The 26,792-nt window shown below is 60.2% G+C and carries 28 protein-coding genes; 23 read left to right on the top strand and 5 right to left on the bottom strand.

Annotated elements, in window-relative coordinates:
• Positions 1–84 precede the first annotated feature (84 nt).
• Entirely contained in the window at positions 85–2,280 is a 2,196-nt protein-coding gene (locus QWZ03_RS04460) for a carbohydrate binding family 9 domain-containing protein (protein WP_290331643.1), read from the top strand.
• An 83-nt stretch (positions 2,281–2,363) separates the two neighbouring features.
• On the opposite strand, the gene waaF is transcribed toward QWZ03_RS04460, so the two are convergent.
• The 3 genes from waaF to QWZ03_RS04445 all read right to left on the bottom strand — a co-directional run bounded on the left by waaF (position 2,364) and on the right by QWZ03_RS04445 (position 4,625).
• Positions 2,364–3,425: a lipopolysaccharide heptosyltransferase II gene (gene waaF, locus QWZ03_RS04455; RefSeq protein ID WP_290331642.1), complete on the bottom strand. Its 1,062-nt coding sequence runs from the start codon at positions 3,423–3,425 to the stop codon at positions 2,364–2,366.
• An 8-nt stretch (positions 3,426–3,433) separates the two neighbouring features.
• Positions 3,434–3,637, bottom strand: a complete 204-nt coding sequence (locus QWZ03_RS04450; RefSeq protein ID WP_290331641.1) for a zinc-finger domain-containing protein — start codon at positions 3,635–3,637, stop codon at positions 3,434–3,436.
• 67 nt (positions 3,638–3,704) lie between these two features.
• Positions 3,705–4,625: a branched-chain amino acid transaminase gene (locus QWZ03_RS04445; protein WP_284197382.1), complete on the bottom strand. Its 921-nt coding sequence runs from the start codon at positions 4,623–4,625 to the stop codon at positions 3,705–3,707.
• Between the two features lie 128 nt (positions 4,626–4,753).
• Here QWZ03_RS04445 and QWZ03_RS04440 point away from each other — a divergent pair, with 128 nt between their 5' ends.
• A complete protein-coding gene (locus QWZ03_RS04440) occupies positions 4,754–5,155 on the top strand; it encodes an MAPEG family protein (RefSeq protein ID WP_290331640.1) in 402 nt (133 codons plus the stop codon).
• A gap of 26 nt (positions 5,156–5,181) precedes the next feature.
• Here QWZ03_RS04440 and QWZ03_RS04435 read toward each other — a convergent pair whose 3' ends face one another.
• Entirely contained in the window at positions 5,182–5,814 is a 633-nt protein-coding gene (locus QWZ03_RS04435) for a Smr/MutS family protein (RefSeq protein WP_290331639.1), read from the bottom strand.
• A gap of 65 nt (positions 5,815–5,879) precedes the next feature.
• Positions 5,880–6,833, bottom strand: a complete 954-nt coding sequence (trxB, locus tag QWZ03_RS04430) for a thioredoxin-disulfide reductase (protein WP_290331638.1) — start codon at positions 6,831–6,833, stop codon at positions 5,880–5,882.
• Between the two features lie 152 nt (positions 6,834–6,985).
• On the opposite strand from trxB, the gene QWZ03_RS04425 reads away from it, so the two are divergent.
• The 21 genes from QWZ03_RS04425 (at position 6,986) to motB (ending at position 26,785) form a co-directional block, all read left to right on the top strand.
• Positions 6,986–7,696 (top strand): MlaE family ABC transporter permease, encoded by a 711-nt coding sequence (locus QWZ03_RS04425; RefSeq protein ID WP_290331637.1) that lies wholly within the window; start codon positions 6,986–6,988, stop codon positions 7,694–7,696.
• Complete coding sequence (locus QWZ03_RS04420; RefSeq protein WP_290331636.1) at positions 7,693–8,244, top strand: hypothetical protein; 552 nt, start codon at positions 7,693–7,695, stop codon at positions 8,242–8,244. The genes QWZ03_RS04425 and QWZ03_RS04420 overlap by 4 nt, the downstream gene beginning before the upstream one ends.
• Positions 8,244–9,206 carry an MlaD family protein gene (locus tag QWZ03_RS04415; protein WP_290331634.1) on the top strand — a complete coding sequence of 321 codons (963 nt, stop codon included), beginning with the start codon at positions 8,244–8,246 and terminating at the stop codon, positions 9,204–9,206. Before QWZ03_RS04420 ends, QWZ03_RS04415 begins: the two co-directional genes overlap by 1 nt.
• Positions 9,203–9,988: a tetratricopeptide repeat protein gene (locus QWZ03_RS04410; RefSeq protein WP_290331633.1), complete on the top strand. Its 786-nt coding sequence runs from the start codon at positions 9,203–9,205 to the stop codon at positions 9,986–9,988. Before QWZ03_RS04415 ends, QWZ03_RS04410 begins: the two co-directional genes overlap by 4 nt.
• Positions 9,989–10,218: 230 nt before the next feature.
• The gene (gene rpsB, locus QWZ03_RS04405; RefSeq protein WP_284197374.1) at positions 10,219–10,941 is read left to right on the top strand and encodes a 30S ribosomal protein S2; all 723 of its coding nucleotides are present in this window, start codon (positions 10,219–10,221) and stop codon (positions 10,939–10,941) included.
• Between the two features lie 91 nt (positions 10,942–11,032).
• Entirely contained in the window at positions 11,033–11,905 is an 873-nt protein-coding gene (gene tsf / locus QWZ03_RS04400; RefSeq protein ID WP_284197373.1) for a translation elongation factor Ts, read from the top strand.
• A 136-nt stretch (positions 11,906–12,041) separates the two neighbouring features.
• Entirely contained in the window at positions 12,042–12,761 is a 720-nt protein-coding gene (pyrH, locus tag QWZ03_RS04395; protein WP_284197372.1) for a UMP kinase, read from the top strand.
• A 241-nt stretch (positions 12,762–13,002) separates the two neighbouring features.
• Positions 13,003–13,560, top strand: a complete 558-nt coding sequence (frr, locus tag QWZ03_RS04390; protein ID WP_284197371.1) for a ribosome recycling factor — start codon at positions 13,003–13,005, stop codon at positions 13,558–13,560.
• A gap of 76 nt (positions 13,561–13,636) precedes the next feature.
• Positions 13,637–14,326, top strand: coding sequence for a polyprenyl diphosphate synthase (uppS, locus tag QWZ03_RS04385; RefSeq protein WP_373322372.1), 690 nt, complete (start codon positions 13,637–13,639; stop codon positions 14,324–14,326).
• The gene (locus tag QWZ03_RS04380; RefSeq protein WP_290331630.1) at positions 14,320–15,138 is read left to right on the top strand and encodes a phosphatidate cytidylyltransferase; all 819 of its coding nucleotides are present in this window, start codon (positions 14,320–14,322) and stop codon (positions 15,136–15,138) included. Before uppS ends, QWZ03_RS04380 begins: the two co-directional genes overlap by 7 nt.
• A gap of 5 nt (positions 15,139–15,143) precedes the next feature.
• Complete coding sequence (ispC, locus tag QWZ03_RS04375) at positions 15,144–16,331, top strand: 1-deoxy-D-xylulose-5-phosphate reductoisomerase (protein WP_290331629.1); 1,188 nt, start codon at positions 15,144–15,146, stop codon at positions 16,329–16,331.
• A gap of 78 nt (positions 16,332–16,409) precedes the next feature.
• Positions 16,410–17,753, top strand: a complete 1,344-nt coding sequence (gene rseP, locus QWZ03_RS04370; protein ID WP_290331628.1) for an RIP metalloprotease RseP — start codon at positions 16,410–16,412, stop codon at positions 17,751–17,753.
• A 54-nt stretch (positions 17,754–17,807) separates the two neighbouring features.
• Complete coding sequence (bamA, locus tag QWZ03_RS04365; RefSeq protein ID WP_290331627.1) at positions 17,808–20,117, top strand: outer membrane protein assembly factor BamA; 2,310 nt, start codon at positions 17,808–17,810, stop codon at positions 20,115–20,117.
• Between the two features lie 41 nt (positions 20,118–20,158).
• Positions 20,159–20,650, top strand: coding sequence for an OmpH/Skp family outer membrane protein (locus tag QWZ03_RS04360; protein WP_284197365.1), 492 nt, complete (start codon positions 20,159–20,161; stop codon positions 20,648–20,650).
• Between the two features lie 10 nt (positions 20,651–20,660).
• Positions 20,661–21,701, top strand: coding sequence for a UDP-3-O-(3-hydroxymyristoyl)glucosamine N-acyltransferase (lpxD, locus tag QWZ03_RS04355; RefSeq protein WP_290331626.1), 1,041 nt, complete (start codon positions 20,661–20,663; stop codon positions 21,699–21,701).
• Positions 21,698–22,219: a 3-hydroxyacyl-ACP dehydratase FabZ gene (fabZ, locus tag QWZ03_RS04350; protein ID WP_290331625.1), complete on the top strand. Its 522-nt coding sequence runs from the start codon at positions 21,698–21,700 to the stop codon at positions 22,217–22,219. The genes lpxD and fabZ overlap by 4 nt, the downstream gene beginning before the upstream one ends.
• Positions 22,220–22,226: 7 nt before the next feature.
• On the top strand, positions 22,227–23,003 hold the full coding sequence (gene lpxA, locus QWZ03_RS04345) for an acyl-ACP--UDP-N-acetylglucosamine O-acyltransferase (RefSeq protein WP_290331623.1): 777 nt from the start codon (positions 22,227–22,229) through the stop codon (positions 23,001–23,003).
• A gap of 30 nt (positions 23,004–23,033) precedes the next feature.
• Positions 23,034–24,206: a lipid-A-disaccharide synthase gene (gene lpxB, locus QWZ03_RS04340; protein ID WP_290331622.1), complete on the top strand. Its 1,173-nt coding sequence runs from the start codon at positions 23,034–23,036 to the stop codon at positions 24,204–24,206.
• Positions 24,207–24,208: 2 nt separating this feature from the next.
• Positions 24,209–24,790, top strand: a complete 582-nt coding sequence (rnhB, locus tag QWZ03_RS04335) for a ribonuclease HII (RefSeq protein ID WP_373322370.1) — start codon at positions 24,209–24,211, stop codon at positions 24,788–24,790.
• Between the two features lie 200 nt (positions 24,791–24,990).
• Positions 24,991–25,845 (top strand): flagellar motor stator protein MotA, encoded by an 855-nt coding sequence (gene motA / locus QWZ03_RS04330; RefSeq protein ID WP_284197360.1) that lies wholly within the window; start codon positions 24,991–24,993, stop codon positions 25,843–25,845.
• Between the two features lie 28 nt (positions 25,846–25,873).
• Positions 25,874–26,785 (top strand): flagellar motor protein MotB, encoded by a 912-nt coding sequence (gene motB, locus QWZ03_RS04325; RefSeq protein WP_290331620.1) that lies wholly within the window; start codon positions 25,874–25,876, stop codon positions 26,783–26,785.
• Positions 26,786–26,792: the final 7 nt, after the last annotated feature.

The following is a 26,792-nucleotide window of genomic DNA, read 5'->3' as shown; positions in this document are numbered from 1 at the left end:
GCTTTGTCGCCTCGGCGGCGATGCTTTTCAAGGTGATCGGTATTGTCGCGCTTCCAACGGTATAAACAATATTTCGGGAGTTCCATGCACAAGCTCGCCTATGCCCTTGCCCTGGCGTTTGCCCTACCTGGCCAGGCGGCCATCAACGCATTGCAACTGGGTGCACAGCAAGGCATCAAGCTGGACGGTAAGCTCGATGATGCGGCCTGGCAGACTAGCCAGCGTTACGACACCTTCTATGAGCACACACCGCGTGACAAGCGCCCGGCCGAACAGCCCACGGCCATGCGGATTGCCTATGACAAGCAGTACCTCTATGTAGCGTTGGAAGCGATAGACCCTAACCCGCAGGAGGTCCGAGAGCCTTTCAGTCGGCGAGACAAGGTGCTGGGTGATCAGGACTTCTTTGTCTTCTATCTGGATCCGGCGGGTGATGGCAAGGCCGCACAGTTCTTTCGGGTGAATCCGCGAGGGGCTGTTGGCGACGGTATGTTTACCGATACGGGCGGCGAGGATTTTTCGCCCGACTATGATTTCGAGGCTGCTGCCAGCCGCACCGATACCGGTTGGACGGCGGAGCTGCGGATACCCTTTTCGGCACTGGCTTACAACGGCGGCAGCAAGGATTGGAAGGTCATGCTGCTGCGTAGCCTGACGCGCGGTGACCGCTATCGGCTGACCAGCGGAGAGGCGCCCGGCGATACCAATTGCTTCCTGTGCTACAGCATGCCATTGACTGGCATGACACCGCCACAGCAAGCCATGAACTGGAGCATTACACCGCAGATACTGGCCAGCCGGGCCGAGAAAACCCACGCCAATGGCAGCAAGACGCACAAGAACGAGGTGGATCTGGCTGTGGATATCAAGTTGCGGCCACGGCCGGACTGGGTGCTGGATATGACGCTGAATCCGGATTTCTCCCAGGTGGAGCTGGATGCACCGGTGCTGGCGGGCAATAGCCGCTTTGCCGTCTTTCTACCGGAGAAGCGACCATTCTTTCTGGAAGGTGCCGACCTGCTGCAAGGGCCTACCCGTGCCATCCATAGCCGGGCCATTACCGACCCGGCCTGGGGTGGCCGTGCCACCTGGCGTGGCGAGTCTGCGGATGCGACGGTACTGACGACCCGTGATGATGGTGGCGGCTTGGTGGTGGTGCCGGGGGCATACGGTAATGGCTATGCCCAGCAAAGCTTCAAGTCACAGGCAACCATTGCCCGTGGCAGCTTGCGATTGGGCAGTACGCAGTTGGGCGGGCTGTTTACCGATCGCAGCCTGGAGCAAGGCCGGGGCTACAACCGGGTGGCGGGTGGGGACGTGGCCTGGCAAGTCGATGATACGACACGCGTGCGCACACAACTGCTGGCCAGCCAGACTACAGCCTTGTACGACCAGGCTGCGGATGCCCTGATGCGCGGTGAGAAGCGCGACGGTCATTCCTTCTACGCCGATTTCAGCAAGCGGACTGCCGTTTGGGATATCTACGCTCAGGTGCGCGACATCGGGCGTGACTTCCGTGCGGATAATGGTTTCATCACCCAGACCGGAGTGCGTAGCTTTTATAGCGAGATGAACCTGATGTTCGAACATGCCGGCGCCTGGCGTGAAACGAATCCTTACTTGAACACGGAGTATGTAGAGGACAGGGAGGGGCAGAAGGTGTTCAGCACGCTGCGTCCTGGTTTGTTCCTGGCGGGGCCGTACGACAGCTTTTACAACCTGGAGTGGCGACCCAACCAGCAAACCCGGCTGGAGGCGGGAGGCCCGTTGCTCAAGCGTGACTATGTGCATCTGTTCGCAGATGGTGCGCCATCCAAGCTGTTGAACCGGCTGACCGCCACAGTACAACTGGGGGACCAGATTGATTACGAGAACAGCCGGGTAGGCAAGGGGGGTTATGTCTCGCTATTCGCCCGCATGCGCCTGCATGAGCGGCTGGAGGTAGAGCAGACACTGGACAAGGTTTGGGTTGATGGCGGCCCTGTCACCAAGGAAAGGGCTTACTCGGAACTGGCCTATCAGTGGAATTCGATCTGGCACTTCACTGCCCGAGATACGGCACGATTCATCTGGCAACATGCCAAGGTCGAGCGTAATCCCATTGCCTATATGGGCGCGGTGAACCGCGATGACACGCGCAATACCTGGTCGCTGGTGTATACCCATCAGCAAGGCCTGGGCAAGGCTGTCTATCTGGGTGCCACCCTGGCGGATACGCGCGATGATGGCGGCAAGCGCAAGCAGAACGAGTTGTTCGTGAAAGGCTCCTGGACGCTGTAAGTAGGGGAGGTAGCCGGACGTTCAGTCTGGCTACCCCGCCCACGTTGGCCTGCATGCATGGCATGCAGGCCTGGGGTGACGGTCTAGACGGACGCGATGGGTATATAGGGGCTGGCGGGCGTGCCGGGTGGCTTGGTCAGAGTGCGTGCTATGGCGGCTTCGACCAGATTGCTGTCCAGCTGCTCCATGCAATCGAAATGCTTGAGCGGGCAATTGCGTTCGAAGCAAGGGCTGCACTCGAGGTCCAGCGAGACGATTTCGGCCCTGTCGCTCAGCGGCGGGGTGAACTCGGGGCTGCTGGAGCCATACAGTGCCACCAAGGGGCGTTCCAGCGCAGCAGCCACATGCATCAGGCCTGAATCATTGGTTACCACCATATGGGCTAGCGACAACAGGTCTATCGCCTGGGCCAGCGACGTGCGGCCCGCCAGGTCTACCAGCGGGATGCCAGCCAGCCGGCTGATGGCTTGGGTTTCGGCCTGATCCTTGGCCGAGCCGAACAGCCAGACCGCGTAACCCTGTGAAACCAGGCGGCGGGCCAATTCAGCAAAATGACGGGCTGGCCAGCGTTTGGCCGGGCCGTACTCTGCGCCAGGGCAAAAAGCCACGATGGGGCGTTCGGTATCCAGCCCCAGGCTGCTCAGGGCTGCCTGCTGTTGTGCGGGCTGTATGGTCAGCCTTGGTGCCGGGATGGGGCGTGGCAAGGGGTTGCCGGGCACGCGCTCAGCCAGGATAGCGAAGCGCTCCACCATCTGCGGCAAGGCCTTGGGGTTGAGGGTGCGGGCATCGTTGAGCAGGCCGTAGCGTGATTCACCAATGAAGCCAGTACGCAGCGGAATGCGGGCAAACCAGGGCACCAGTGCCGATTTGAGTGAATTCGGTAGCAAGATGGCCTGGTCGAACTGGCCCCGCAAGCTACGCCCCAAGCGGTAGCGGGCGCCCAGCTTGAGCGCGCCGTGGCCGAAAGGGTTGCGCAGGGTGGCATCCACCTCAGGCATGCGTTCCAGCAGTGGCAAGGTCCAGTCCGGCGCCATGACGGTGAGATGGGCGTCGGGCTGGTACTGCTTCAGGCGCCGATAAAGCGGCTGGGCCATGACGCTGTCGCCCACCCAGGCAGGCGCAACTACGAGAATGCGATCAGGCATTGCCAGGCTCAGTGGCCGTGGCCAACGGGACCGCCCTTGAGAACATACTTGGTGCCGCAATAGGGGCACAGTGCTTCGCCGGTGTTGCCCACGGGGATGACCACGCGCGGGTGGGCATTCCACTTCACCATATCGGGCATGGGGCAGTACAGGGGCAGATCCTTGGCTTCGACTTCGATCTGGCTACGGGTGTTTTCTTGGAGTTGTGTCATGGTGCTTCCTTTTTGCGTACTGCCCGGCCGCTGTTGGCAGCCGGGAGTGGATATCGGGTGTGGTTGATCAGACCCAGCTCAGCCAGTCGTGGTGCTTGGCGGATTCGCCCTTGACGGCCGCGAAGTAGGCTGCCTGCAACTGGGTGGTGATAGGCCCGCGGCTGCCTTCGCCTATGGTGCGGCCATCCAGCTCGCGTATGGGGGTGATTTCGGCGGCCGTGCCGGTAAAGAAGGCTTCGTCGGCGATATAGAGCTCGTCGCGGGTGATGCGCTTCTCAATGACTTCGTAGCCGTGCTCGGCTGCCAGCTGGAAAATGCTGTCGCGGGTAATGCCGGCCAGACAGGAAGTCAGGTCGGGCGTGTAGATCTTGCCCTTGCGGATGACGAATATGTTCTCGCCCGAACCTTCGGCTACATAGCCGTCTACGTCCAGCAGCAAGGCCTCTTCGTAACCGTCGCGCACGGCTTCGGTATTGGCCAGGATGGAGTTCATGTAGTTGCCATTGGCCTTGGCCTTGCACATGGTGACGTTGACATGATGGCGGGTGAAGGACGAGGTCTTGACCCGTATGCCTTTCTCCAGGCCGTCGGCACCCAGATAGGCGCCCCAGGGCCAGGCCGCCACGATCACATGTACGTCGCCCAGCGGTGGCGCAATGCCCAGCTTGCCTGAGCCATAAAAGGCCATGGGACGGAAATAGCACGACTTGAGCTTGTTCTCACGCACCACCTGCTTGTGGGCCTCGTTGATCTCATCCTTGCTGTAGGGCAGGGTCATGCCGAGGATCTTGGCCGAGTTGAACAGACGGTCGGTATGATCCTGCAGGCGGAAGATTGCCGGGCCCTTGCTGGTTTCGTAGGCGCGCACGCCCTCAAAGACTCCAAGGCCATAGTGCAGGGTATGCGTCAGCACATGGGTATTGGCATCGCGCCAATCCACCAGTTTGCCGTCATACCAGATGACGCCGTCGCGATCGGACATGGACATGCTTGTTCTCCTCAAGTCGTGCTGCAGCAGGCAGGTGTTTGCAGCCAAAGATGGCATTTTAGCGGTTTCACTCACTGCGCTCCATGCATGGCGTAATATCCGGCCCATTAATCATGGAGAGGCGTGCTATGTCCCTGGCTTACAGCTGCATTCTGATTGCCGTATTGCTGCCCTATGTGTGGATCTGCTTTGCCAAATTCGGCCGCCAGCCCGATGGCAGCAAGCTGCGCTACAACAATCACACTCCCCGGTTGCAACAGGCACAGATGGATGGGCGTGCCGCCAGGGCGGTAGGGGCACATCAGAATGCCTTCGAGGCCTTGCCGGCATTCGCTGTCGCCGTGCTGATAGCGGTGCAGGCGGGGGTGTCGGCGGCGCAGGTGGATATTGCGGCCGTGGTATTTATTGTGGCGCGCGTTCTGCATGGCGTCTGCTATCTGGCAGATTTGCCCCGTGCACGCTCCTTGAGCTGGGTGGTGGGGCTGTTGAGTGTGATCGCCCTGTTCGTGATGGCGCTGCGGTTGGTCTAGCCCAGCCTGGGCGGCGACGGGTTTGCTTAGCGCTTGCGGCCGCGCAGCAGTACGATCACGGCGCCGGCACCGCCGTCCACTTGCCGTGCCTGGCAGAAGGCCTGTACTTCCTCCCGTTGTACCAGCCAGTTGCGCAGCTTGTTCTTCAATACGGGCTCCTTGTTCCTGGAGCCTAGACCTTTGCCATGGACGATGCGGACGCAGCGCCTGTCCTGCTGCACACAGTCGTGCACAAAGGCGCCGACGGCGGCGCGGGCCTCGTCGGTATTGAGGCCATGCAGATCCAGATGCGCTTGCACTACCCAATGACCGCGCCGTAGCTTCTTCATGGTGTCCAGCTTCTGGCCCGCCCGCAGGTAGAGCAGCTCCTCGCCGCTTTCAATTTCGTCCCAGGGCCAGAAGTCCGTCATGGCATCGTGCATGACCAGTCCTTCGTCGTGCAGATGTTGCTGCGGCCAGGGAGAGGCAGCAGGGCTGGGGTGGGGGAAAGGCAAGGGGTGCTTCAGCGGTTGGACATCCGCCACGGCTTTGCGGAACAGCGCTGCCTCGTCATCGGCAACCGGTTTGGCAGGCTGGCCGACAGGCCGTGCTTTCGCTGCCTTGAGGGTGCGGGCGAGCGGCTTGAGTTGGTCGGCAAGTAGGGTCTTGGGGCGGGCCATGCGGCATTTTACCTGCTACAAACGACAAGGCCGCCTCGCGGGCGGCCTTCTCGCTAGTGTGAGGCTTACTTCAGGGTGTCCAGATACTTGTCGGCGTCGAGCGCGGCCTGGCAGCCGGTGGCTGCGCTGGTGATGGCCTGGCGGTAGATATGGTCCTGAACATCGCCGGCGGCGAACACGCCCGCTACGCTGGTACTGGTGGCACCGCCCTGATTGCCGCCCTTGGTGATGATGTAACCGTTCTCCATCTCCAACTGGCCCGCAAAGATATCGGTATTGGGCTTGTGGCCAATGGCGATAAAGCAGCCTGTCACGGCCAGGTCCTTGGTGCTGCCATCCTTGGTGGACTTGAGGCGTATGCCGTTGACACCGGTGTTGTCACCGAGCACTTCGTCCAGGGTGCTATCCAGTTGCAGGCTGATTTTGCCGCTGGCGACTTTTTCCATCAGGTGATCGATCAGGATCTTCTCGGCGCGGAAGGTGTCACGGCGGTGTACCAGGGTGACGTGGCTGGCGATATTGGCCAGGTATAAGGCTTCTTCGACAGCAGTGTTGCCGCCGCCAACTACGGCGACCTGTTGGTTGCGGTAGAAAAAGCCGTCACAGGTAGCGCAGCCAGATACACCCTTGCCCATGAAGGCCTCTTCGCTGGGGAGCCCCAGGTATTGGGCAGAGGCGCCAGTGGCGATGATCAGGGCGTCGCAAGTGTATTCACCGGCATCGCCTATCAGGCGTATGGGCTTTTCGTCGAGCTTGGTGGTATGAATATGGTCAAACACGATCTCAGTGCCAAAGCGCCGTGCGTGTGCTTCAAAGCGCTGCATCAGCTCAGGTCCTTGCACGCCATCTGCGTCGGCGGGCCAGTTGTCCACATCCGTGGTGGTCATCAGTTGACCGCCCTGGGCCAGGCCAGTTACCAGCAGCGGCTTGCGGTTGGCGCGTGCGGCGTAGACGGCGGCGGTGTAGCCGGCGGGGCCGGAGCCGAGAATCAGCAGGCTGCTGTGCTTGGTACTGGACATGGCGGGTTCCTTTTTGTTTGGATACTGGGAAAGCTGGCGTGGCTGGCTGTGGCCGGTCACAATTGGGCGATAGTATAAGTCCGGCATCGCAAAGGAATTAAATTGATTGTTTCAATATATCCGATAGCCCACCGTGTTCCACGAGGTGTGGCATGAGTAGCGCGGGCCTGCTCTGGGCCAGCCTGCGCGGCTTGCCGGCATTGCGCTATTGGCCGGTGCGGCGGGTTTTGATGAAGCAATTGTACTTCTGCGGTATTGAGGCGCTGCCATTGCTGCTGTTTGTGGGCGTGGCCGTGGGTGGCATAGTGGTGGCGCAATTGCATTACCAGATAGGCCAGAGCGGTGAGGGCAGCCTGCAATTACTGGCTACCATTACCTTGGGGGAGCTGGCACCCATGCTGACCGCCATCCTCCTGACGGCACGTTCCAGTTCCGCCATGGCCAGCGAATTGGCACTGATGCGTTTTCATGGCGAGCTGACCAGCCTGAGCCGGATGGGGGTGAGCATCCAGCTGTACCTGGTCATGCCTCGGGTGCTGGGCATGATGCTGGCCTGTGGCGTACTGACCTTCTACTTCGCTGCGGCTTCGCTGGTTACTGGAGCCATCGCGGTGGCGGGCTTTGGATGGTTGCAGGAGTTGACGCGGCTGGCCTTGGTCTTGCCGCCGGCTACCTTGTTGCAATGCCTGGCCAAGGGAGTGACGTTTGGCGCGGCGATCGCCGCCGTTGCCTGTGCGCGCGGCCTGGCAGGGGGGCATAGCGGCACCGATGTTCCCATTGCTGCCTCCAGTGCGGTGATACGTGCCTTGTTGACGGTGTTTGCGCTGGACCTGGTATTCATTGTGGTGAGGTATTACGCATGAGTCTGCTCAGCCTGACATATGAGGGTGGGGCAGTTCGCCTCCAGCCCGGCGGGCGGCTGTGGTTGCCGGTGTCGGGGCATGAACGTGAGCTGTTGTTCGATACTGCGGCAGCGACGGTGGCGGGCCCGCGTGGCTGGCTGCCTGGCGAGGGCGGGTTGGTGGCCAATCTGCGCGTATGGGAGAACTGCCTGTTGCCGCTGAGTTATTTTGGGCGGACGCCGGCCATGGCGGATGAGGCATTGTTCCAGCGATTGCTGGATGGTTTGGCGATGTCGATGCCGGAACGCGCGGCCTTTGCAGCTGCGCCGGCCGGTAGCCTGACGCCAAGATTGCGCCGATTAGCTTGTGGCTTGCGCGCCCTATTGGCCAGGCCGGCGCTGTTGCTGGCTGAGAGCGAGTGGTTCGGCAGGCTGGAGGAGGTGGATGCGCTGAATCTGGCTGGGCTGTTTGCCGAGCATTGCCCGCATAGTGCCTGGCTGGTGCTGGGCGGCCGCCGGCCGGCTGCCTGCTGGGGATTTACTGATGATGACAACCGGGAAGCATCCTGATGCTGCTGCGTGACAATGACCCGCGCTTTCGTGCGCTACCCTGGAAGCTGGCTTTGTTTGGGCTGGCTGCCTTGATCAGCTCGGCGGCCATTCTGCTGTTTCTGGCCATCAAGCAGGGCTATTTCGAGGCCAAGACACCGATCAGCTTCATCAGCGACAGCGGCAATGATCTGAAGCTAGGAATGGCGGTGAAGTTTTCGGGCTTCAAGATAGGCGAGGTGACCGATCTGAGCCTGGATACCAATGGGCCAGTCAGCCGGGTGCGTATCTCGGTTCTGGTGGAGGACAGGCATCTGCGCCTGATCAAGCCTGATTCGGTGGGGCGCATCGCCAAGGATGGCCTGATCGGCGATGGTTATATCGATGTGGGTATCGGTAGCGCCACCGCGCCGCCGGTAGAGCGCGATGCGGAGCTGGAGTTTGTGCCAGCCAAGAGCCTGGACGAGATCATGCGCGAGGTGCGTGATCGGGCCATGCCAGTTATCAATGAGGTGGAGACCATGATTCAGCGGGTGAACGACCCGCAGGGGGATCTGCACCAAACCCTGAAGAATCTGCGTACTTTCTCGGCCGGCCTGAACGAGACGCGTAATAACCTGGATCAGGTGCTGATCAGCGTCAACCAGCTCACCGGCAAAGAGGTGCCGGCGACCTTGGCTACCACGCGGCAGGCGCTGGAGCGGGCGGATGCGTCGTTGCAGCAGATAGAGCAGCGCATGCCTAGTTTACTGGATAAGGCTGACCGTACCCTGGGCCATCTGGAAGCGGCGGGGAATGCCACCAATCAGCTGGTGAAACAGATAGGGCCGGACGCGGTGGGGCTGGTGCATGAAGGGCGGGAGCTCTCTCGCAAGGGTAATGAAACCATCGATGCGGTAACGGGGGCGTGGCCTTTGAACAAACTGATCACGCCGCCCGCGAGCCAGCCACCACGCAGCGATAGTCAGGGGGTGGCGCCATGAAACACGGATGGATCATCATGGCGCTGGTGCTGACCGGCTGTGCCAGCGGCCCCACGCAGCCGGCCATGCGCAAGCAGGCAGAGACCGCCAGCCAGGTAGCCGCACGTGCCAGCGGAGAAGGCAAGTGGAGCGTTGCTGCGCAGCTGTGGCAAGAGGCGGCGCGTCGACATCTGGCCCTGGATGACGGGCAGGGCGTGGCCATTGCCGCGCTGGGCCAGGCCCAGGCGCTACAACGCCTGGGTCGCCAGGACGAGGCGACGCGTCTGCTCGATAGCCTGTTGCAAGAAGGGGTGTACCCGGTGGCTCAGCAGGCTGAGGCGCGTTATCAGTTGGCCCTGTTAAAGTCCGATCAGGGAGACTGGGCGGCGGCTGGTCGTTTGCTGGATGCAGCGGAGCGGGATGCCGGCCAGGATGCCGAGCTCAGGGCTGCCATGGCCAATCTACGCGCCCGCGCTGCCTGGGTTGCTGGTGATTGGCTGGGGGTGCGGCAATATGCTGCCGCGGCGCTCACTATGGCCGGGCCTGCCAGCGGTGAGCGTGCCAATGCCCTGCGCCTGCAGGGGCAGGCGGCCATGCGCCTGCAGGATTGGCCTGCGGCTACGCAAGCGCTGGATGCGGCTTTGCGGCTGGACAAGCAACTGGCCCGCCCTGGCGGCATCGCTGCTGATCTGCGGGCCTTGGCTGAACTGGCGGCTCTGCGCGCCGACCCAACGGCGCAGGCGCTGGCCGCGCGGGCAGCCAGGGTGTGTGAGGCGGCGGGAGCCGAGTATTGTCGGCCCTGAATGCCGTGCAGCGCCATTTAACCAGGCAGGTGTTCAAGGTGTCTGGAGCGTGGCTGGTGGGAGTAAATGCCGGTGCGGCTTGAGGGAAACAGGGTTTTGTGTCTATAATCGCTGGCTTCCCAAATCCGGGAAGAGAATTTACCCGTCCGCGCAAGCCAGGGTGCATCCGTCTCAGGACGATGTGTCGGTCGCGGGCGGTAAGTCCATAACCCTTGCATTGGAGTTACCCTATGTCCGTCAGCATGCGCGAAATGCTGGAAGCCGGTGTTCACTTCGGCCACCAGACCCGTTACTGGAACCCCAAGATGGCTCCGTTCATCTTCGGTCACCGCAACAAGATTCATATCGTCAACCTCGAAAAGACGTTGCCGATGTTCGAAAACGCACTGGCCTACGTGCGTCGCCTCACCGCCAACAAGGGTTCGATCATGTTCGTCGGTACCAAGCGTCAGGCTCGCGAGATCGTTCGCGAAGAAGCCCTGCGTGCTGGTACCCCGTTCGTTGATCACCGCTGGCTGGGCGGTATGCTGACCAACTACAAGACGGTCAAGCAATCCATCAAGCGCCTGAACGAGCTGCAAGTGACCCTGGCTGATGCCAACAACGGTTACTCCAAGAAAGAGCAGCTGATGCTGCAGCGCGAAGTCGAGAAGCTGGAAACCTCGCTGGGTGGTATCAAGGACATGAACGGTCTGCCAGATGCCATCTTTGTGATCGACGTTGGCTACCAGAAGGGCGCCATCGTGGAAGCCCAGAAGCTGGGCATCCCCGTCATCGGCGTGGTCGATACCAACAACTCGCCTGAAGGCATTGATTACGTGATCCCGGGTAACGATGACTCCGCCCGTGCGATTCGTTTGTATGCCCGTGGCGTGGCTGATGCCATCCTCGAAGGCCGTGCCCTGGCCATTCAGGAAATCATTGCCGCCGGTAGCGAAGCACAAGCTGCTTAATCGCTCTGTCACATGAAGTCAGCAAAAAGGGGCATACAAGCCCCTTTTTGTTAAATCAATACCGAATATCGAACGATCAAGGAGTACCAACATGGCGGAAATCACCGCAAAGATGGTTGCCGAGCTGCGCGAAATGACCGGCCTGGGCATGATGGATTGCAAGAAGGCACTGGTTGAAGCTGATGGCGACCTGAAGGCAGCTGAAGAAGCGCTGCGCATCAAGAGCGGCAACAAGGCTTCCAAGGTTGCTGGTCGTACCGCTGCTGAAGGCACCGTGGCTGCTTTCGTGCAGGGCAATATCGGCGCCCTGGCCGAAGTGAACTGTGAAACCGACTTCGTTGGCAAGGATGCGGGTTTCCTGGCATTCGCTCAGGCAGCTGCAGAAGCCATCGTTGCGGGCAACCCTGCCGACGTGGAAGCCCTGGGTGCGGTCAAGACCGCTTCGGGCGAGACCGTGGAAGAGCTGCGCAAGGCCATCATCGCCAAGCTGGGTGAGAACATCAACGTTCGCCGCTTCGTGCGTTTTGAGACCCAGGGTCAGCTGGCTACTTATCTGCACGGCTCCAAGATCGGTGTTGTGGTCGATATGACCGGTGGCGACGCCGTGCTGGGCAAGGACATTGCCATGCATATCGCTGCTTGCAAGCCGAAGTCGCTGGATGCCTCGGGCGTTGATGCCGAGCTGATCGCTACCGAGCGTCGCGTTGCCATCGAGCGCGCCAAGGAAGCCGGCAAGCCGGAAGCCATGCTGGAAAAGATCGCCGAAGGCACCGTGCAGAAGTTCCTGAAGGATGTCACTCTGCTGAGCCAGCCCTTCGTCAAGGACGACAAGCTGTCGGTCGAGCAACTGCTGAAGGCCAACAATGCCAGCGTGACCGCGTTCACCATGTATGTTGTGGGTGAAGGCATTGAGAAGAAGGTTGTCGACTTCGCTGCCGAAGTTGCCGCTGCCGCCAAGGTTTAAGCTGTACCCGTAGTATCAGACAACCGTCCGGGGTGACCCGGGCGGTTGTTTTGCAAGTAGCGTACGCATTGTGCGAACTTTTTGCCGTGCGGCTGCTACAAAGAAGCGATTTCTCCACATCATAAAAGGTGAGCCCATGAGCCAGTCCCCCATCTATAAACGCATCCTCCTCAAACTCTCGGGTGAAGCGCTGATGGGCGAGGACAGTTATGGGATCAACCGGATTACCGTCGAGCGCATTGTTGCCGAGATCAAGGAAGTGGCTGAGCTGGGCATACAGGTAGCCGTGGTGATAGGCGGCGGCAATATCTTCCGTGGCGTGGCGCCAGCTGCCGCCGGCATGGATCGCGCAACGGCCGACTATATGGGCATGTTGGCCACGGTGATGAATGCCATGGCACTGCAGGATGCCATGCGCCAGCAGGGTCTGGTCAGCCGTGTGCAATCGGCGCTGACCATACAGCAGGTGGCTGAGCCCTATATACGCCCCAAGGCCATTCAGTATCTGGAGGAAGGCAAGGTGGTGATTTTTGGCGCGGGCACCGGCAACCCCTTCTTTACCACTGATACGGCCGCGGCCCTGCGTGGCATGGAAATGAATGCCGATATCGTGCTCAAGGCCACCAAGGTTGATGGTGTTTATACCGATGATCCGAAGAAAAATCCGGATGCGGTGCGTTACTCGGCCCTGACTTTTGACGAGGCCATCAGCAAGAACCTCAAGGTGATGGATGCGACGGCGCTGGCGCTGTGTCGTGACCAGAACATGAATATCCGCGTATTCAGCATCTTCAAGGCCGGTGCGCTCAAGCGCGTGGTGCTGGGAGAAGACGAGGGTACGCTGGTACACTGCTGATCTGCTGCCGCACTGATAGGCATGCCACCCGTCGCGCCAGGCAGGACCCGTCGGGTTCTGCCGGAGGTGACAATTGGGCCCGTCCCTGATTGCTCCGTATTTCCCCACCTCCGCACCTTGGCATACGGACATCGCATTTGTCGCGGTACCGTGGCTGACCTTGTGGCAAAGAATCCCTGCGCGGGTCATACGACCGGCGCTTTTTATCCAAGACAACCTAAGCAACACAGGAGCGAGAAACATGATCGCCGACGTGAAAAAGAACACCGAAGCCAAGATGCAGAAGTCGGTGGAAAATCTGAAGAACAATCTGGCCAAGGTGCGTACTGGTCGGGCCCACGCTGGCCTGCTGGACCATATCACCGTGGACTACTACGGCAACCCCACCCCCATCAACCAGGTGGCCAGTGTAGGCCTGATGGATGCCCGTACCTTGTCGGTGTCGCCATTTGAAAAAAAGATGGCGGCCGCCATTGAGAAGGCGATCCGTGACTCTGACCTGGGTTTGAACCCGGCCTCCATGGGTGACGTGGTACGTGTGCCGATGCCTGCGCTGACTGAAGAGCGCCGGCGTGATCTGATCAAGGTCGTGCGCGGTGAGGCAGAGGACAGCAGGGTGGCTGTGCGTAACCTGCGGCGCGACGCCAACGAGCAGCTGAAGAAGGCCGTCAAGGACAAGCTGATTTCGGAAGATGACGAGCGACGTGGTACCGACGATGTGCAGAAGCTGACTGACAAATACATCGCCGATATCGACAAGCAGCTCGCCGACAAGGAAAAAGAGCTGCTGACGGTATAAGGTCGTGAAGCTCTTTCAAAGCTCTACCCGCGAAGTACCTGCTGTTGCTGCCGTGCCCAGCCACGTTGCCATCATCATGGATGGCAATGGCCGCTGGGCCAAGCAGCGTTTCCTGCCACGGGTGGCAGGGCACAAGCAGGGTGTCGAGACCGTGCGCGAGGCGGTCAAGGCCTGCTCCGAGCTGGGGGTGGGATATCTCACCCTGTTTGCTTTTTCCAGCGAGAACTGGCGCCGTCCGGTCGAGGAGGTGTCGTTCCTGATGGGCTTGTTCCTGGCGGCGTTGGAGCGCGAGGTCGCCAAGCTGGACAAGAACGGCATACGGCTCAAGTTGATAGGGCGGCGTGATCGCTTTTCTGCCGAGATTGTCCGCTCCATCGAGGCGGCAGAAGCACGCACCGCCACCAACACCGGCCTGACGCTGACCATTGCGGCCGACTATGGCGGTCGGTGGGACATCTTGCAGGCCACCCAGGCCATGCTGAAGGCGCGGCCCGAACTGGCTGGCGGCGAGTTGGACGAGGCGGATCTCGCGCCTTTCCTGGCCATGGCCTATGCACCCGAGCCCGATCTCTTCATTCGCACGGGTGGGGAGGCGCGGGTATCGAATTTCCTGCTCTGGCAACTGGCCTATACCGAACTGTATTTCACCGACGCTTACTGGCCGGATTTTGACCGGGCGGCGCTCGAATCTGCCATTTCATCCTACCGTAATCGTGAGCGGCGCTTTGGCCGTACCAGCGAGCAACTGAAGGGCTCGGCATGCTGAAGACCCGTATCCTGACCGCGCTGGCCCTATTGCCGCTGGTGCTGGGTTGCCTGTTCTTTGCGCCGGCCTGGGGGTGGGGGCTGTTTGCCCTGTTTGCGCTGTCCTTGGGGGCCTGGGAATGGTCACGCTTCGCCAGCTATCGGCGCGACGAGATGGTCTGCTTTATCCTGGGCTTTGTGGGCCTGGGCGCAGCCTGGCTGTATTTGCCGCTGGCTCGTGTTTGGGCGCCCATCGTTGATGTGCTGGCCCTGGTGTTCTGGTTGCTGGTGGTGCCGATGTGGTTGCGCCATAAGTGGACGCTCAGGCGCAAATGGTTGTCCGCACTGATAGGCTGGCTATTGCTGCTGGCTTCGCTGGTAGGCGTGACCCGTTTCCGTGAGATGCAGGATGGCGCCTGGGCTTTATTGTTCCTGTTGGCCATAGCCTGGGTGGCTGATGTGGCCGCCTATTTTTCTGGCCGCGCTTTCGGCAAGCGCAAGCTGGCGCCCAGCATCAGTCCCGGCAAGAGCTGGGAAGGGGTGTATGGTGCCCTGGTAGGCGTTACGCTCTATGCGCTGGCTTTGCATTTTGCGGGTGCGCCACTGTTTGCCAAGATACCCCTCACGGCCTTGCTGCCTCTGGTATGGGCCTTGACCGCAGTAAGCGTGGTGGGCGACCTGTTTGAGTCCCTGCTCAAGCGCCAGGTGGGCTTCAAGGACAGCAGCAATCTGCTGCCCGGCCATGGCGGTGTGCTGGATCGCATAGATAGCCTGCTGGCATTGATTCCGGTAGCCAGTGCCCTGTTGTTTGGCTACGCCTTATGGATGGCTTGAGCATCATGCCAAAATGTTCCATTACCGTTCTGGGTTCTACCGGCAGCATTGGCGTCAATACGCTGGATGTGATTGCCCGCCACCCCGATAAGTACCGTGTCGTGGCCTTGAGCGGCAACGGCCAGGTCGACAAGCTGGTTGAGCAATGCCTGTTGCACAAGCCGCGCTATGCCGTGCTGGCGACGGTTGACAGAGTGGCCGAGCTGCGTACCAAGCTGGTGGCTGCCGGCTTGAGCGATATCGAGGTCATGGCGGGCATGGAGGCGCTGGAACACATTGCCACCTTGCCTGAGGTCGATGCGGTGATGGCGGCCATCGTTGGTGCTGCGGGCATGCGCCCGACCCTGGCAGCGGCACGCCAGGGCAAGCGTGTGCTGCTGGCCAACAAGGAAACCCTGGTCATGGCCGGGCGCCTGTTCATGGATGCGGCACGGGAGGGCGGTGCCACGCTGTTACCCATAGACAGTGAGCACAACGCTATCTACCAGTGCCTGCCGCAGCCTTTTTCCGATCAGGCAGGGCAGGGCGTCAGGCGCATACTGTTGACGGCATCCGGTGGCCCGTTCCGGCACTTCAGTACCGAGCAGTTAGCTGTCGTGACGCCGGAGCAGGCAGTCAAGCATCCCAACTGGAGCATGGGCCGCAAGATATCGGTAGACTCGGCCAGCTTGATGAATAAAGGGCTGGAAGTCATCGAGGCGCGCTGGTTGTTCAACCTGCCGCCTGAGCGTATCTCGGTCGTGGTGCATCCACAGAGCGTCATCCATTCCATGGTTGAGTACGTCGATGGATCGGTGCTGGCGCAATTGGGCAATCCCGATATGCGTACGCCCATCGCCTATGGCCTTGCCTGGCCGGAGCGTATCGATGCGGGCGTGGCGGCGCTGGATTTGTTCCAGATTGCCAGGCTGGATTTTGAGCAGCCGGATACGGCCCGGTTTCCATGCCTGGCGCTGGCGTTCGAGGCGTTGCGTATGGCGGGCGCGGCACCGGCTGTGCTGAATGCGGCCAATGAGGTTGCGGTGGCGGCTTTCCTGGCGGGTACGCTGGGTTTTGCCGATATTGCTCGCCTGAATGAGCAGGTCATGCAGCAGGTAAGCCCGGATTTTGACGCCAATACGCTGGATGGCCTGATTGCTGCAGATGCTGCGGCGCGCGGTGTTGCCGATGCGTGGATATCCCGGCGCAGTTAATCTGCCCCTGGCCCATGCCTTGCGCTACCATCTTGGCTTCCATGCCGTTGCCCTGCCTACGTTGAAGAAGTCTGCCCCATGTCGCTGTTGATCACCCTTGCTGCCTTCGCCCTCGCCATCGGGGTGCTGGTTTCCATCCATGAGTATGGCCACTATTGGGTGGCCAAGCGTTGTGGCGTCAAGGTCCTGACCTTCTCCATAGGCTTTGGCAAGCCCCTGCTGACCTGGCAGCGTGGAGAGACCCAATGGCAATTGGCGGCCATACCTCTGGGTGGCTACGTCAAGATGCTGGATGAGCGTGAAGCCCCGGTAGCTGACCACGAGTTGCATCGCGCCTTCAACCAGCAAACACCTTTGCGTCGTATGGCCATCGTGGTGGCAGGGCCATTGGCCAATTTCCTGCTTGCCATCCTGGTCTATTGGGGCATTTTCATGACCGGGGTGGATATCACGCTGCCCCGGCTGGGTACGGTTGTGCCCGGCAGTGTGGCGGCCACCGCAGGTTTGCAGGCTGGCGACACGATACAGGTTATTGACGGCGAACAGCTGGGTAGTTGGGCCGAAGTGCAGCTTGCCTTGATAGACCGGGCTGCAGCCAGGGCACAGGTTGCGCTGGAGGTTGACCGCCGGGGCGAGCGGCAGACCTTGGTGCTGGATCTTTCGCGCCTTGGCAATGAAGCGGTCGACGGCCGTTTGACCCAGCATATCGGCATGTTGCTGGGTGTGCTGCGGGTGGGCGAGGTGCGGGCGGGTAGTGCCGCTGCATTGGCCGGATTGCAGGGCGACGATCAATTGCTGCAGGTTGAAGGCAAGCCTATTGCCGGCCCTGGTGCATTTGTCGCTGCCATACAGGCCAGGGCTGGCCTGCCTACACGTCTGGAGGTGTTGCGTGGCGGGCAAGTCAGGCAATTGCTAGTGACCCCCCAGGCCATCGTGGAAAATGGCCGCACCATAGGGCGTATCGGCGCTGGAGTGGGGATGGATATCGCTGCGCTGCAGAGTCTGCAGCAGCAGAAACGATATGGCCCTGTGGAGGCTGCCGGCCGGGCCCTGAAGCAGACCTGGGCGACTTCGGCCTTGTCTTTGCGCATGATGTGGCGCATGTTGCAGGGCAATGTATCAGTCAAGCAATTGTCCGGCCCGGTGGCGATAGCCGATTATGCCGGCCAAAGTGCCAAGATAGGCCTGCGTGCCTACCTGGAATTTCTCTGCCTGATCAGCATCAGCCTGGGGGTGCTTAACCTGCTGCCCGTGCCGGTGCTGGATGGCGGGCATTTGATGTATTATTCCGCCGAACTTTTGCGGGGCCGACCCGTGTCGGAACGCGTGATGGAACTTGGTCAACGCGTGGGCGTCGGACTTCTCGCCGCGTTGATGGTCGTTGCCCTGTTCAATGACATTACGCGCCTGGTGGGTGGCTAGCCACCCAAACTCCATCCCATCGACGGTGTCACGCTTGCGCCGCCGGATTCGTTTATGAAACCGACCTCGATCTCGCTCGCTCTACTCGCCGTATTCGGCCTATCTGTACCCGCTCAGGCTTTCGAGCCTTTTGTCATCAAGGAAATCCGTGTAGAGGGCATCCAGCGCACGGAAGCTGGCACAGTATTCAACTACCTGCCTGTCAAGGTGGGTGACCGTGTAGACAATGACAAGGCCGCAGCCGCCGTCAAGGCGCTGTTCGCCACTGGTTTCTACAGCGATGTCAGGCTGGAGGTCGACAAGGATGTGCTGGTGGTGGCCGTGGACGAGCGCCCCATCATTGCCAATATCCTGATCGAAGGCGCCAAAGAGTTCGAATCGGATCAACTGCTCAAGGCCTTGCGCGACAATGGCCTGGCGGAGAGCCGGACATTCGACCAGGCTTTGCTGGGCTCCGCTGAGCAGGAACTGAAGAAACAGTACTACAGCCGTGGCAAGTACTCGGTACAGATCAAGACCACGGTGACGCGGCTTGAGCGTAACCGCGTGGGGATTTCCTTCGATATCTCCGAGGGTTTGGTTGCCACCATCAAGCAGATCAACCTGGTGGGTAACCAGAAATTCAGCGAAGGTGATCTCAAGGATTACTTCCAGCTGGATACGGGTGGTTGGTTCAGCTGGTTCTCCAAGAGCGACCAGTATTCCAAGCCCAAGCTGCAGGCCGATATCGAGGCGCTACGTTCCTACTACCTTGATAATGGCTATCTGGAATTCAATATCGATTCCCAGCAGGTGGCCTTGTCCGACGACAAGAAGGATATCTTCCTCACCGTCAATCTGACCGAGGGCGAGCAGTTCAAGATCAGCGACGTCAAGTTCGCCGGTGAGCTGATTGTGCCCGAGGCTGAGCTGCGCCGGTTGATCGGCATCGAGGCTGGTGAGGTGTTCTCCCGCGCCAAGATCAATGCTGCCACCACCATCATCTCCGAGCGCTTGGCGGACGAGGGCTACGCCTTCGCCAACGTCAATGCGGTGCCTGAGGTCAACAAGCAGAAATTCGAAGCGGCGTTCACCTTCTATGTTGATCCTGGCCGCAAGACCTATGTGCGCCGCGTCAATATCAGCGGCAACACCCGTACCCGCGACGAAGTGATACGCCGTGAGATGCGCCAACTGGAAGCCGCTCCCTACGCTGGCTGGAAGATCAAGCGCTCGAAGGAGCGTCTGGATCTGCTGGGTTACTTCAATGAAGTCACGGTGGATACCCCTCTGGTCGCGGACAGTACCGACCAGGTGGACGTCAATGTGACGGTGACGGAGAAGCAGACCGGTAATATCCAGGTGGGTGCCGGTTATTCGCAATCAGATGGTCTGGTGCTGTCGGGCTCCATCGCCCAGGCCAATATCTTCGGTAGCGGCAAGTACCTGAAGCTGGAAGTGAATACCAGTTCCAGCAACAAGGTCTACGCGGTGTCATTCACCAACCCCTATGCCACACCCGATGGCGTATCGCGTGGTTTTGACTTGTACAAGCGTCGCTATGAGCCAGATAACCTGTCGGTGGGCAGCTACCTCAACGACACCGTAGGCGGCGGTCTGCGCTGGTCCGTGCCGGTCAGTGAGTACGACGGCGTCAACCTGGGCCTGTCGGCAGAACGCTCCAAGCTGACCTTGTTCGAGAACAGCCCGGAAGAGTACAAGCGTTTCGTCAACAAGTACGGCGAGACCAATATCACGATACTGGGTTCGGCAGGCTGGGCACGCGATACCCGCGACAGCGCCCTGTTCCCGACTCGTGGCAAGCTGCTCTCCATCAATGCCGAGTCTGGCTTGCCAGGTGGCGACGTCAAGTATTACAAGGTGACCGCCCAGCAGCAGTGGTTCTTCCCCTTGAGCAAGACCTTTACCTTGCTGTGGAACACTGAGGCAGGCATGGGTGGCGGTTATGGTGGTCAGAAACTGCCGTTCTATTCCAACTTCTTTGCCGGTGGCGTGAACTCGGTGCGTGGCTATGAAAGCTCCAGCCTGGGCCCGCGTAACACCATCACCAGCGGCACCAGCACCGTAACCACGGATGAGGCAACCGGCGGTAATCGTCGCCTGATCACGAACCTGGAACTGCTGTTACCGGTGCCGGGCATGAAGACCGACAAATCGACGCGCTTGTCGGCTTTCATAGACGGCGGTAACGTGTGGGGTGAGGATCAGAAGCTCAAGCTGGGTGACATGCGCTTCTCGGCTGGTGTGGCCTTCAGCTGGCTTGCACCCGTGGGGCCGATGAAGTTCAGCTATGCCAAGCCCCTGAATGCCAAGGATGGGGATAAACTGGAGCGCTTCCAGTTCTCGCTTGGCCAGATTTTCTGATGCATGCTGTTGCCTGGCAGCCAGTTCAAAAGGACGTAATCGTGAAACGCCTGTTCAGCCTGATTCTTGCCGCCGGTCTGATGACGCCTGCCATTGCGCAGGACATCAAAGTCGGCTTCGTCAACCTGGATCGCATCATGCGTGAGTCCGGGCCGGCGGTGAAAGCCGTCAAGAAGATAGAGAAGGAATTTGCAGGTCGTGATGCCGACATCAAGAAGCTGACCGAGCAGGTACGGGGCCGCCAGGTGGAGCTGGACAAAGGCGGCCTGACCATGCCGGAGACCGAGCGCCGTAACAAGGAGCGCGAACTGGTGAAGCTGAATCAGGATCTGGCGCGTATCCAGCGCGAGTTCCGAGAGGATCTGAATGCCCGCCGTAACGAGGAGTTGTCGGGCATTCAGGAACGCGTCTACAACACCATCCAGCAGATCGCAGCGCAAGAGAAGTACGACGCCATCCTGCAGGAGGCGGTGTACGTGAACCCCAAGCTGGATATCACCGACAAGGTCCTCAAATCCTTGTCTGACAAGTAAGGCCTGATCGGTGCTGAGGCTGTCCGATATCGTCGCCCGGCTGGGCGGCGAACTGGTCGGTGATGATGCAGAAATACGCCAGGTGGCAACGCTTGAGGCTGCCAAGCCCGACGAACTGGCTTTTCTGGCGAACCCCAAGTATCGCAAGCAACTGGATGACACCCAGGCTGCAGCCGTCGTGCTGGGGCAGCAAAGTCGCGATCTGACTCTGCTGCCGCGTATCGTGGCTGCCAATCCCTATCTGTATTTCGCGCAGGTTTCCGCGCTGCTCAACCCGCCGCGCATGCCTGCCGCGGGTGTGCATCCCACCGCCTGGGTGGCACCCGATGCCCTCCTTGCGCCCGGTGTGAGCATAGGCCCGCATGCCAGCGTGGGGCAGGGTGCCATCTTGGGCGCTAATGTGGTGATTGAGGCTGGTTGCCGGGTGGGTGAGGGTGTAGAGATTGGTGATGACAGCCGGCTCTACCCCAATGTGGTGATCTACCACGATTGCCTGCTGGGGCAGCGGGTGGTGGTGCATGCCAATGCGGTGATCGGCTCCGATGGTTTTGGCAACGCCTGGACAGGCGAAGGCTGGTACAAGATTCCGCAGATAGGCCGGGTACGCATAGGCAACGACGTGGAGATCGGCTCTTCCACCACCATAGACCGGGGGGCGCTGGGCGATACGGTGATCGAGGATGGCGTCAGGCTCGATAACCAGATACAGATAGCCCACAACGTGCATATAGGTCGGCACACTGCCATGGCCGGTTGCGTGGGCGTGGCGGGCAGTACCCGTATAGGCGCCTATTGCACCTTTGGCGGCAGCGCCATGATTCTGGGGCATCTGGAGATTGCCGACCGGGTCAACATCATGGCAGGTACCTTGATAGGCAAGTCGATATTGAAGGCGGGTACTTATGTAGGGCAGTACCCGGTGCAATCGCACGAAGACTGGTTGGCCAATGCATCACACCTGCGCAGGCTGGATGCCATGGCAAAGAGATTGAAAGAACTTGAACGTAAAGTTGGCCGCAATGATGCCAACACGGGAGAATCAACGTCATGACCCAAGCGCAAATCGAAGCCGGAGCCGAGACCGGAACCGAGACCATCGAAAGCATGGATATCCAGGGCATACTGGACCATCTGCCACATCGCTTTCCTTTTCTGCTGATAGACCGGGTGACCGAGCTGGTGCCTGGCGAGCGCATCGTCGCATTGAAGAATGTGTCCTACAACGAGCCTTTCTTCGTCGGCCATTTCCCCAAGTACCCGGTCATGCCCGGCGTGCTGATAGTAGAAGCGATGGCCCAGGCCGCTGGTGTGCTGAGCTTCCGCACCACTGGCGACAAGCCCAAGGATGGTTACCTCTACATGTTTGCCGGCATCGATAATGTCCGCTTCAAGTCGCAGGTCATGCCGGGTGATCAGATGCTGATCGAGGTCAAGATAGAGCGGCGCATGCGTAATATCTGGAAGTACAAGGCCGTGGCCCGCGTAGCGGGCAATATGGTGGCGGAGGCAGACCTGTTGTGCGCCCAGGTGGCCACCAAGCCGGCCACAACTGCCCCTGCGGCCGCGTGAGGCAGGCATGGCCCGTATCCATCCGAACGCCGTAGTCCATCCAGGCGCTCAACTGGCTGACGATGTCGAGATCGGCCCCTTCAGTGTGGTGGGCGAGCATGTCAGCATTGCTGCGGGTAGCCGGGTAGGGCCCCATTGCGTGATCGATGGCCACACCACCATAGGCCGCAACAATGTTTTCCATGGATCGGCCCAGATAGGCTGCGCCCCGCAGGACAAGAAATACCAGGGCGAACCGACCAAGCTGGTTATGGGCGATGGCAATAGCGTTTACCATTTCGTCACCATCTCCACCGGCACCAGCCAGGATGAAGGCCTGACCAGTCTGGGTGACGACAACTGGATCATGGCTTATGTGCATATCGCGCATGATTGCCGCATCGGTAGCCATACCATACTGGCCAACAACGCCACGCTGGCGGGCCATGTGCATCTGGGTGATTGGGTGTTCCTGGGCGGTTTCACCACCATCCATCAGTTCTGCAAGATCGGCACGCATGCCATGACGGCGTTCACGGCAGCGGTGACGCAGGATGTGCCACCCTATGTCACGGCGGCTGGCAACCGTGCGGCGCCGGCGGGCATCAACAGCGAAGGCTTGCGCCGGCGCGGTTATACCGCTGAGCAGATCACCGAGATCAAGCGGGCCTACAAGCTGTTGTATCGCCAGGGCTTGAGCCTGGAGGAAGCCTGTGCCGAGATCGTGGCGCGTGCATCGGCGCGGCCCGAGTTGCAGGCCTTTGTGGATTTCTTTCCGACGGCGACGCGTGGTCTGATTCGCTAAGCTGTTTCATTCATCGGTATATCATTGCCCATGCAGTCCTTGTTCGATGGCCATTCCGGCCCGCGTATTGCCATTGTTGCTGGTGAGGCCTCTGGCGACCTGCTGGGTGCCAGCCTGATAGAGGCGGTGCGGCGGCGCATGCCCAATGTGCGCTTTGCCGGCATAGCTGGCCCCAAGATGCAATCGGCCGGCGCTACCAGCCTTTTCCCTATGGATAAGCTGGCGGTGCGCGGCTATGTCGAGGTGCTCAAGCACCTGCGTGAGCTGCTGGGCATACGCTCGCAGTTGCGGGCGGCTTGCCTGGCCGAGCGCCCGGATCTTTTTATCGGGATCGATGCCCCTGATTTCAATCTCGGGCTGGAACGCAAGCTCAAGGATGGCGGCATACCCACCGTCCACTATGTCAGCCCTTCCATCTGGGCCTGGCGAGGGGAGCGCATCCATAAGATCAAGGCGGCCACCAGCGAGGTGCTGTGCCTGTTCCCGTTTGAGAAGGCGCTGTATGACGCGGTAGGTGCCAAGGCGACCTATGTGGGCCACCCCCTGGCCGATGAAATGCCGCTGAGCGTGAATCGTGCCGAGGTGCGTGAAACCATAGGCTTGCCACAGAATCAGCTGGTGTTCTCGATGCTGCCAGGTAGCCGGGTCAGCGAGGTGGAGTTCCATGCCGAACTCTTTATCGAGACCGCCAGGTTGCTGCACTCACGCTACCCGCTGGCGCAGTTCCTGGTGCCGTTGGTAACGCGCGAGACCCGCGATCTGTTTGATACGGCACGCTACAAGTACAAGGCGCTGGATCTACCCCTGCGGCTGATGTTTGGCCACGCCCAGGAGGCCATGCAGGCGGCGGATGCCAACCTGGTGGCCTCGGGTACCGCCACCCTGGAAGCCATGCTGGCCAAGCAGCCGCTGGTAATTACCTATAAGTTGTCTGATACCACCTACAAGCTGGTCAAGAAGAAGATGCGGCTGCCCTATGTGGGCTTGCCCAATGTACTTTCGGGCCGCTTTGTCGTGCCCGAGTTGCTGCAGCATGAGGCAACACCAGCCAACCTGGCGCAGGCCTTGGGCAACTATGTGGATGATCGCCGACTGGCTCAGTCGCTGCATGCGCTGTTTACCGAGCAACATGAGGCGCTGCGGCAGGATGCGGCCGAGCGTGCGGCCGATGCTGTGGTGGCCTATCTTCGGGGTAGATCGTGAGGCTGGTTTGTGGGGTGGACGAGGCGGGCAGGGGGCCGCTGGCCGGCTCGGTGTTCACCGCTGCGGTGATACTGGGTGACGATCATGGTATCGAGGGCCTGGCTGACTCCAAGGTACTGACTGCAGGCAGGCGCCAGCAATTGTCTGAAGCCATCAAACAACGCGCCCTGGCCTGGTCCATTGCCAGTGCCACGGTGGCAGAGATAGATGAGCACAATATTCTCAAGGCGACCATGCTGGCCATGCGTCGTGCGGTAGAGGCACTGCAGGTGGTGCCGGCAGAGGCCCTGATAGATGGCAACCGGGTGCCACCGGGCCTGCCCTGCGCTGCTCGCGCGATAGTGCGCGGTGATGCGCTTGAGCCGGCGATTTCCGCCGCTTCTATTCTGGCCAAGGTAGCCAGGGATGCCGAATTGGTTGCGCTGGATGCCAGCTACCCCGGCTACGGCTTTGCCGTACACAAGGGCTACCCCACGCCTGCTCACCTTGCCGCCTTGGTCGAGCTGGGCCCTTGTGTGGCACACCGGCGTAGCTTTGGGCCAGTGCGTGCCCAGGTAGAGGCGCGCCAGATCAGTCTTTGGTAGCCCAGAACCGTTGGGTTTTGTGTTGGACAAGCCGGCCATGCCGGTTTGCAATACCCTGTCAAAACAAGCACCAAGCGCTGCTGTTACAGCTATTCTCAAGTTTGGGTTTGTCATAACCCCTGTACGACAACTAATATCCAACCGTTGCGTCGCTCGCTGGCGCGCCAACCGGCCTCAAGAGCTGATGGGAGCAGGATCCGATGTTTGTCGTCATTGGCTACGTTTTCATGTGCGTCTGTATTTTTGGCGCCTATGCCGCTCATGGCGGCCACCTGGCGGTGCTGTGGCAGCCGTCTGAAATCGTCATCATCTTCGGTGGCGGGCTGGGCGCCATGCTGGTGGCCTATGGCCCCAACCTTAAAGTCATCTTCGGCTCCATTCCCTTGCTGTTCAAAGGCTCGCCTTATGGCAAGGCCTTTTATATGGACCTGTTTGCGCTGATGTATGAAATCCTCTCCAAGGTGCGCAAAGAGGGCCTGATGTCGATAGAAGGCGATGTTGAGAACCCCGACGCCAGCCCCATGTTTGCCAAGTACGCCAGCATTGCCAAGGACCACCATGTCGTCGAATTCATCTGCGACTACCTGCGTCTGATGGTGGGTGGCAATCTCAATGCCTTCGAAATCGAGAACCTGATGGATGTGGAAATCGAAACCCACCACCATGAGGCAGAAATTCCGGTGGGTTTCTTCCAGAAGCTGGGTGATGGCCTGCCTGCATTCGGTATTGTGGCTGCCGTGATGGGCGTGGTGCATACCATGGGTTCGTTGCACCTGCCGCCGACCGAGCTGGGCAAGCTGATTGGCGCGGCGCTGGTGGGTACTTTCATGGGTATCCTGCTGGCCTACGGTTTCATCAATCCCCTGGCCTGGATATTGGATGGCAAGGCGGCCGATAGCACGCGGGTGTTCCAGACCATCAAGGTGACATTGCTGGCCAGCTTGAATGGCTATGCGCCGCAGGTCGCTGTGGAATTTGGCCGCAAGGCCATGGAAGGTCGCATCCGTCCTTCTTTCCTGGAACTTGAAGAATTCGTGAAGAACAAAAAAGGCTGATCGTCAGCGTTTATAGCGGAGAGAGACGATGAGCGACGATTCGCAACGGCCCATAGTCGTCAAGAAGATCAAGAAAGGCGGCCATGGCCACCACGGTGGGGCATGGAAGATCGCCTACGCCGACTTTGTGACGGCCATGATGGCCTTCTTCCTGTTGATGTGGCTGCTGGGCTCCTCCACCAAGGGTGATTTGCGCGGCATTGCCGAGTACTTCCAAAACCCGCTCAAGGTCGCCCTGAGCGGTGGTTCCGGTGCGGGCGAATCGCAAAGCGTGCTGCAGGGTGGCGGCATGGACCTTTCCAAGAAGGCCGGCGAGCAGCGCCGTGGTGACGGCGGCAAGGAAAAGAAGCGTCTGGATGAGCTGAAAGAGAAGATCAAGCAGGCCATAGACGGCAAGCTGGCCCAGTACAAGGATCAGATCCTGCTCGATATCACGCCCGAAGGCTTGCGGGTGCAGATCATCGATCAGCAGAATCGCCCTATGTTCAAAAGCGGTAGTGCCCAGATGGAAGGCTATGCCGGCGAGATACTCAAGGAGATCGCCACCATCCTGAACGAGGTACCCAACCGCCTTTCACTTTCCGGTCATACCGATGCGGCAGGTTTCTCTACTGGTGATAACAGCTACAGCAATTGGGAATTGTCGGCCGATAGGGCCAATGCCTCCCGGCGGCAATTGCTGACCGGTGGCATGGCCTCAACCAAGATATTGCGTGTGGTAGGTCTGGCCGATTCGGTGCCTTTTGATGTGGCCAATCCGGCGAATCCGGTGAATCGCCGTATCAGCATCATCGTGTTGAACAAGGAAGCCGAAGAAAACATCATGAAGCTGGCGGGCAAGGCGGCGGGTGATGCAGAAGCCGTGAGCGACCCGGCAAGTGCCATCCAGGCAGGTGCTGCAGCCGCGACCGAACCCGCTGCTGTACCGGCGACGCCGTGACGCCGGC

The sequence above is a fragment of the Chitinimonas viridis genome, assembly GCF_030409555.1.
GTDB classification, from domain to species: domain Bacteria; phylum Pseudomonadota; class Gammaproteobacteria; order Burkholderiales; family Chitinimonadaceae; genus Chitinimonas; species Chitinimonas viridis.
This window is presented reverse-complemented; position numbering and strand designations above follow the sequence as displayed.

Excerpts from the sequence above, each read along its gene's own strand:
- motA (WP_284197360.1), top strand. The coding sequence starts at position 24,991 with ATGTTTGTCGTCATTGGCTACGTTTTCATGTGCGTCTGTATTTTTGGC.
- QWZ03_RS04415 (WP_290331634.1), top strand. The coding sequence starts at position 8,244 with ATGCTGCTGCGTGACAATGACCCGCGCTTTCGTGCGCTACCCTGGAAG.
- tsf (WP_284197373.1), top strand. The coding sequence starts at position 11,033 with ATGGCGGAAATCACCGCAAAGATGGTTGCCGAGCTGCGCGAAATGACC.
- QWZ03_RS04440 (WP_290331640.1), top strand. The coding sequence starts at position 4,754 with ATGTCCCTGGCTTACAGCTGCATTCTGATTGCCGTATTGCTGCCCTAT.
- pyrH (WP_284197372.1), top strand. The coding sequence starts at position 12,042 with ATGAGCCAGTCCCCCATCTATAAACGCATCCTCCTCAAACTCTCGGGT.
- QWZ03_RS04450 (WP_290331641.1), bottom strand. The coding sequence starts at position 3,637 with ATGACACAACTCCAAGAAAACACCCGTAGCCAGATCGAAGTCGAAGCC.
- lpxB (WP_290331622.1), top strand. The coding sequence starts at position 23,034 with ATGCAGTCCTTGTTCGATGGCCATTCCGGCCCGCGTATTGCCATTGTT.
- rseP (WP_290331628.1), top strand. The coding sequence starts at position 16,410 with ATGTCGCTGTTGATCACCCTTGCTGCCTTCGCCCTCGCCATCGGGGTG.
- fabZ (WP_290331625.1), top strand. The coding sequence starts at position 21,698 with ATGACCCAAGCGCAAATCGAAGCCGGAGCCGAGACCGGAACCGAGACC.
- QWZ03_RS04410 (WP_290331633.1), top strand. The coding sequence starts at position 9,203 with ATGAAACACGGATGGATCATCATGGCGCTGGTGCTGACCGGCTGTGCC.
- bamA (WP_290331627.1), top strand. The coding sequence starts at position 17,808 with ATGAAACCGACCTCGATCTCGCTCGCTCTACTCGCCGTATTCGGCCTA.
- rpsB (WP_284197374.1), top strand. The coding sequence starts at position 10,219 with ATGTCCGTCAGCATGCGCGAAATGCTGGAAGCCGGTGTTCACTTCGGC.
- trxB (WP_290331638.1), bottom strand. The coding sequence starts at position 6,833 with ATGTCCAGTACCAAGCACAGCAGCCTGCTGATTCTCGGCTCCGGCCCC.
- ispC (WP_290331629.1), top strand. The coding sequence starts at position 15,144 with ATGCCAAAATGTTCCATTACCGTTCTGGGTTCTACCGGCAGCATTGGC.
- QWZ03_RS04425 (WP_290331637.1), top strand. The coding sequence starts at position 6,986 with ATGAGTAGCGCGGGCCTGCTCTGGGCCAGCCTGCGCGGCTTGCCGGCA.
- waaF (WP_290331642.1), bottom strand. The coding sequence starts at position 3,425 with ATGCCTGATCGCATTCTCGTAGTTGCGCCTGCCTGGGTGGGCGACAGC.
- QWZ03_RS04380 (WP_290331630.1), top strand. The coding sequence starts at position 14,320 with ATGCTGAAGACCCGTATCCTGACCGCGCTGGCCCTATTGCCGCTGGTG.
- QWZ03_RS04435 (WP_290331639.1), bottom strand. The coding sequence starts at position 5,814 with ATGGCCCGCCCCAAGACCCTACTTGCCGACCAACTCAAGCCGCTCGCC.
- QWZ03_RS04460 (WP_290331643.1), top strand. The coding sequence starts at position 85 with ATGCACAAGCTCGCCTATGCCCTTGCCCTGGCGTTTGCCCTACCTGGC.
- frr (WP_284197371.1), top strand. The coding sequence starts at position 13,003 with ATGATCGCCGACGTGAAAAAGAACACCGAAGCCAAGATGCAGAAGTCG.
- QWZ03_RS04445 (WP_284197382.1), bottom strand. The coding sequence starts at position 4,625 with ATGTCCATGTCCGATCGCGACGGCGTCATCTGGTATGACGGCAAACTG.
- QWZ03_RS04420 (WP_290331636.1), top strand. The coding sequence starts at position 7,693 with ATGAGTCTGCTCAGCCTGACATATGAGGGTGGGGCAGTTCGCCTCCAG.
- lpxA (WP_290331623.1), top strand. The coding sequence starts at position 22,227 with ATGGCCCGTATCCATCCGAACGCCGTAGTCCATCCAGGCGCTCAACTG.
- uppS (WP_373322372.1), top strand. The coding sequence starts at position 13,637 with ATGGATGGCAATGGCCGCTGGGCCAAGCAGCGTTTCCTGCCACGGGTG.
- motB (WP_290331620.1), top strand. The coding sequence starts at position 25,874 with ATGAGCGACGATTCGCAACGGCCCATAGTCGTCAAGAAGATCAAGAAA.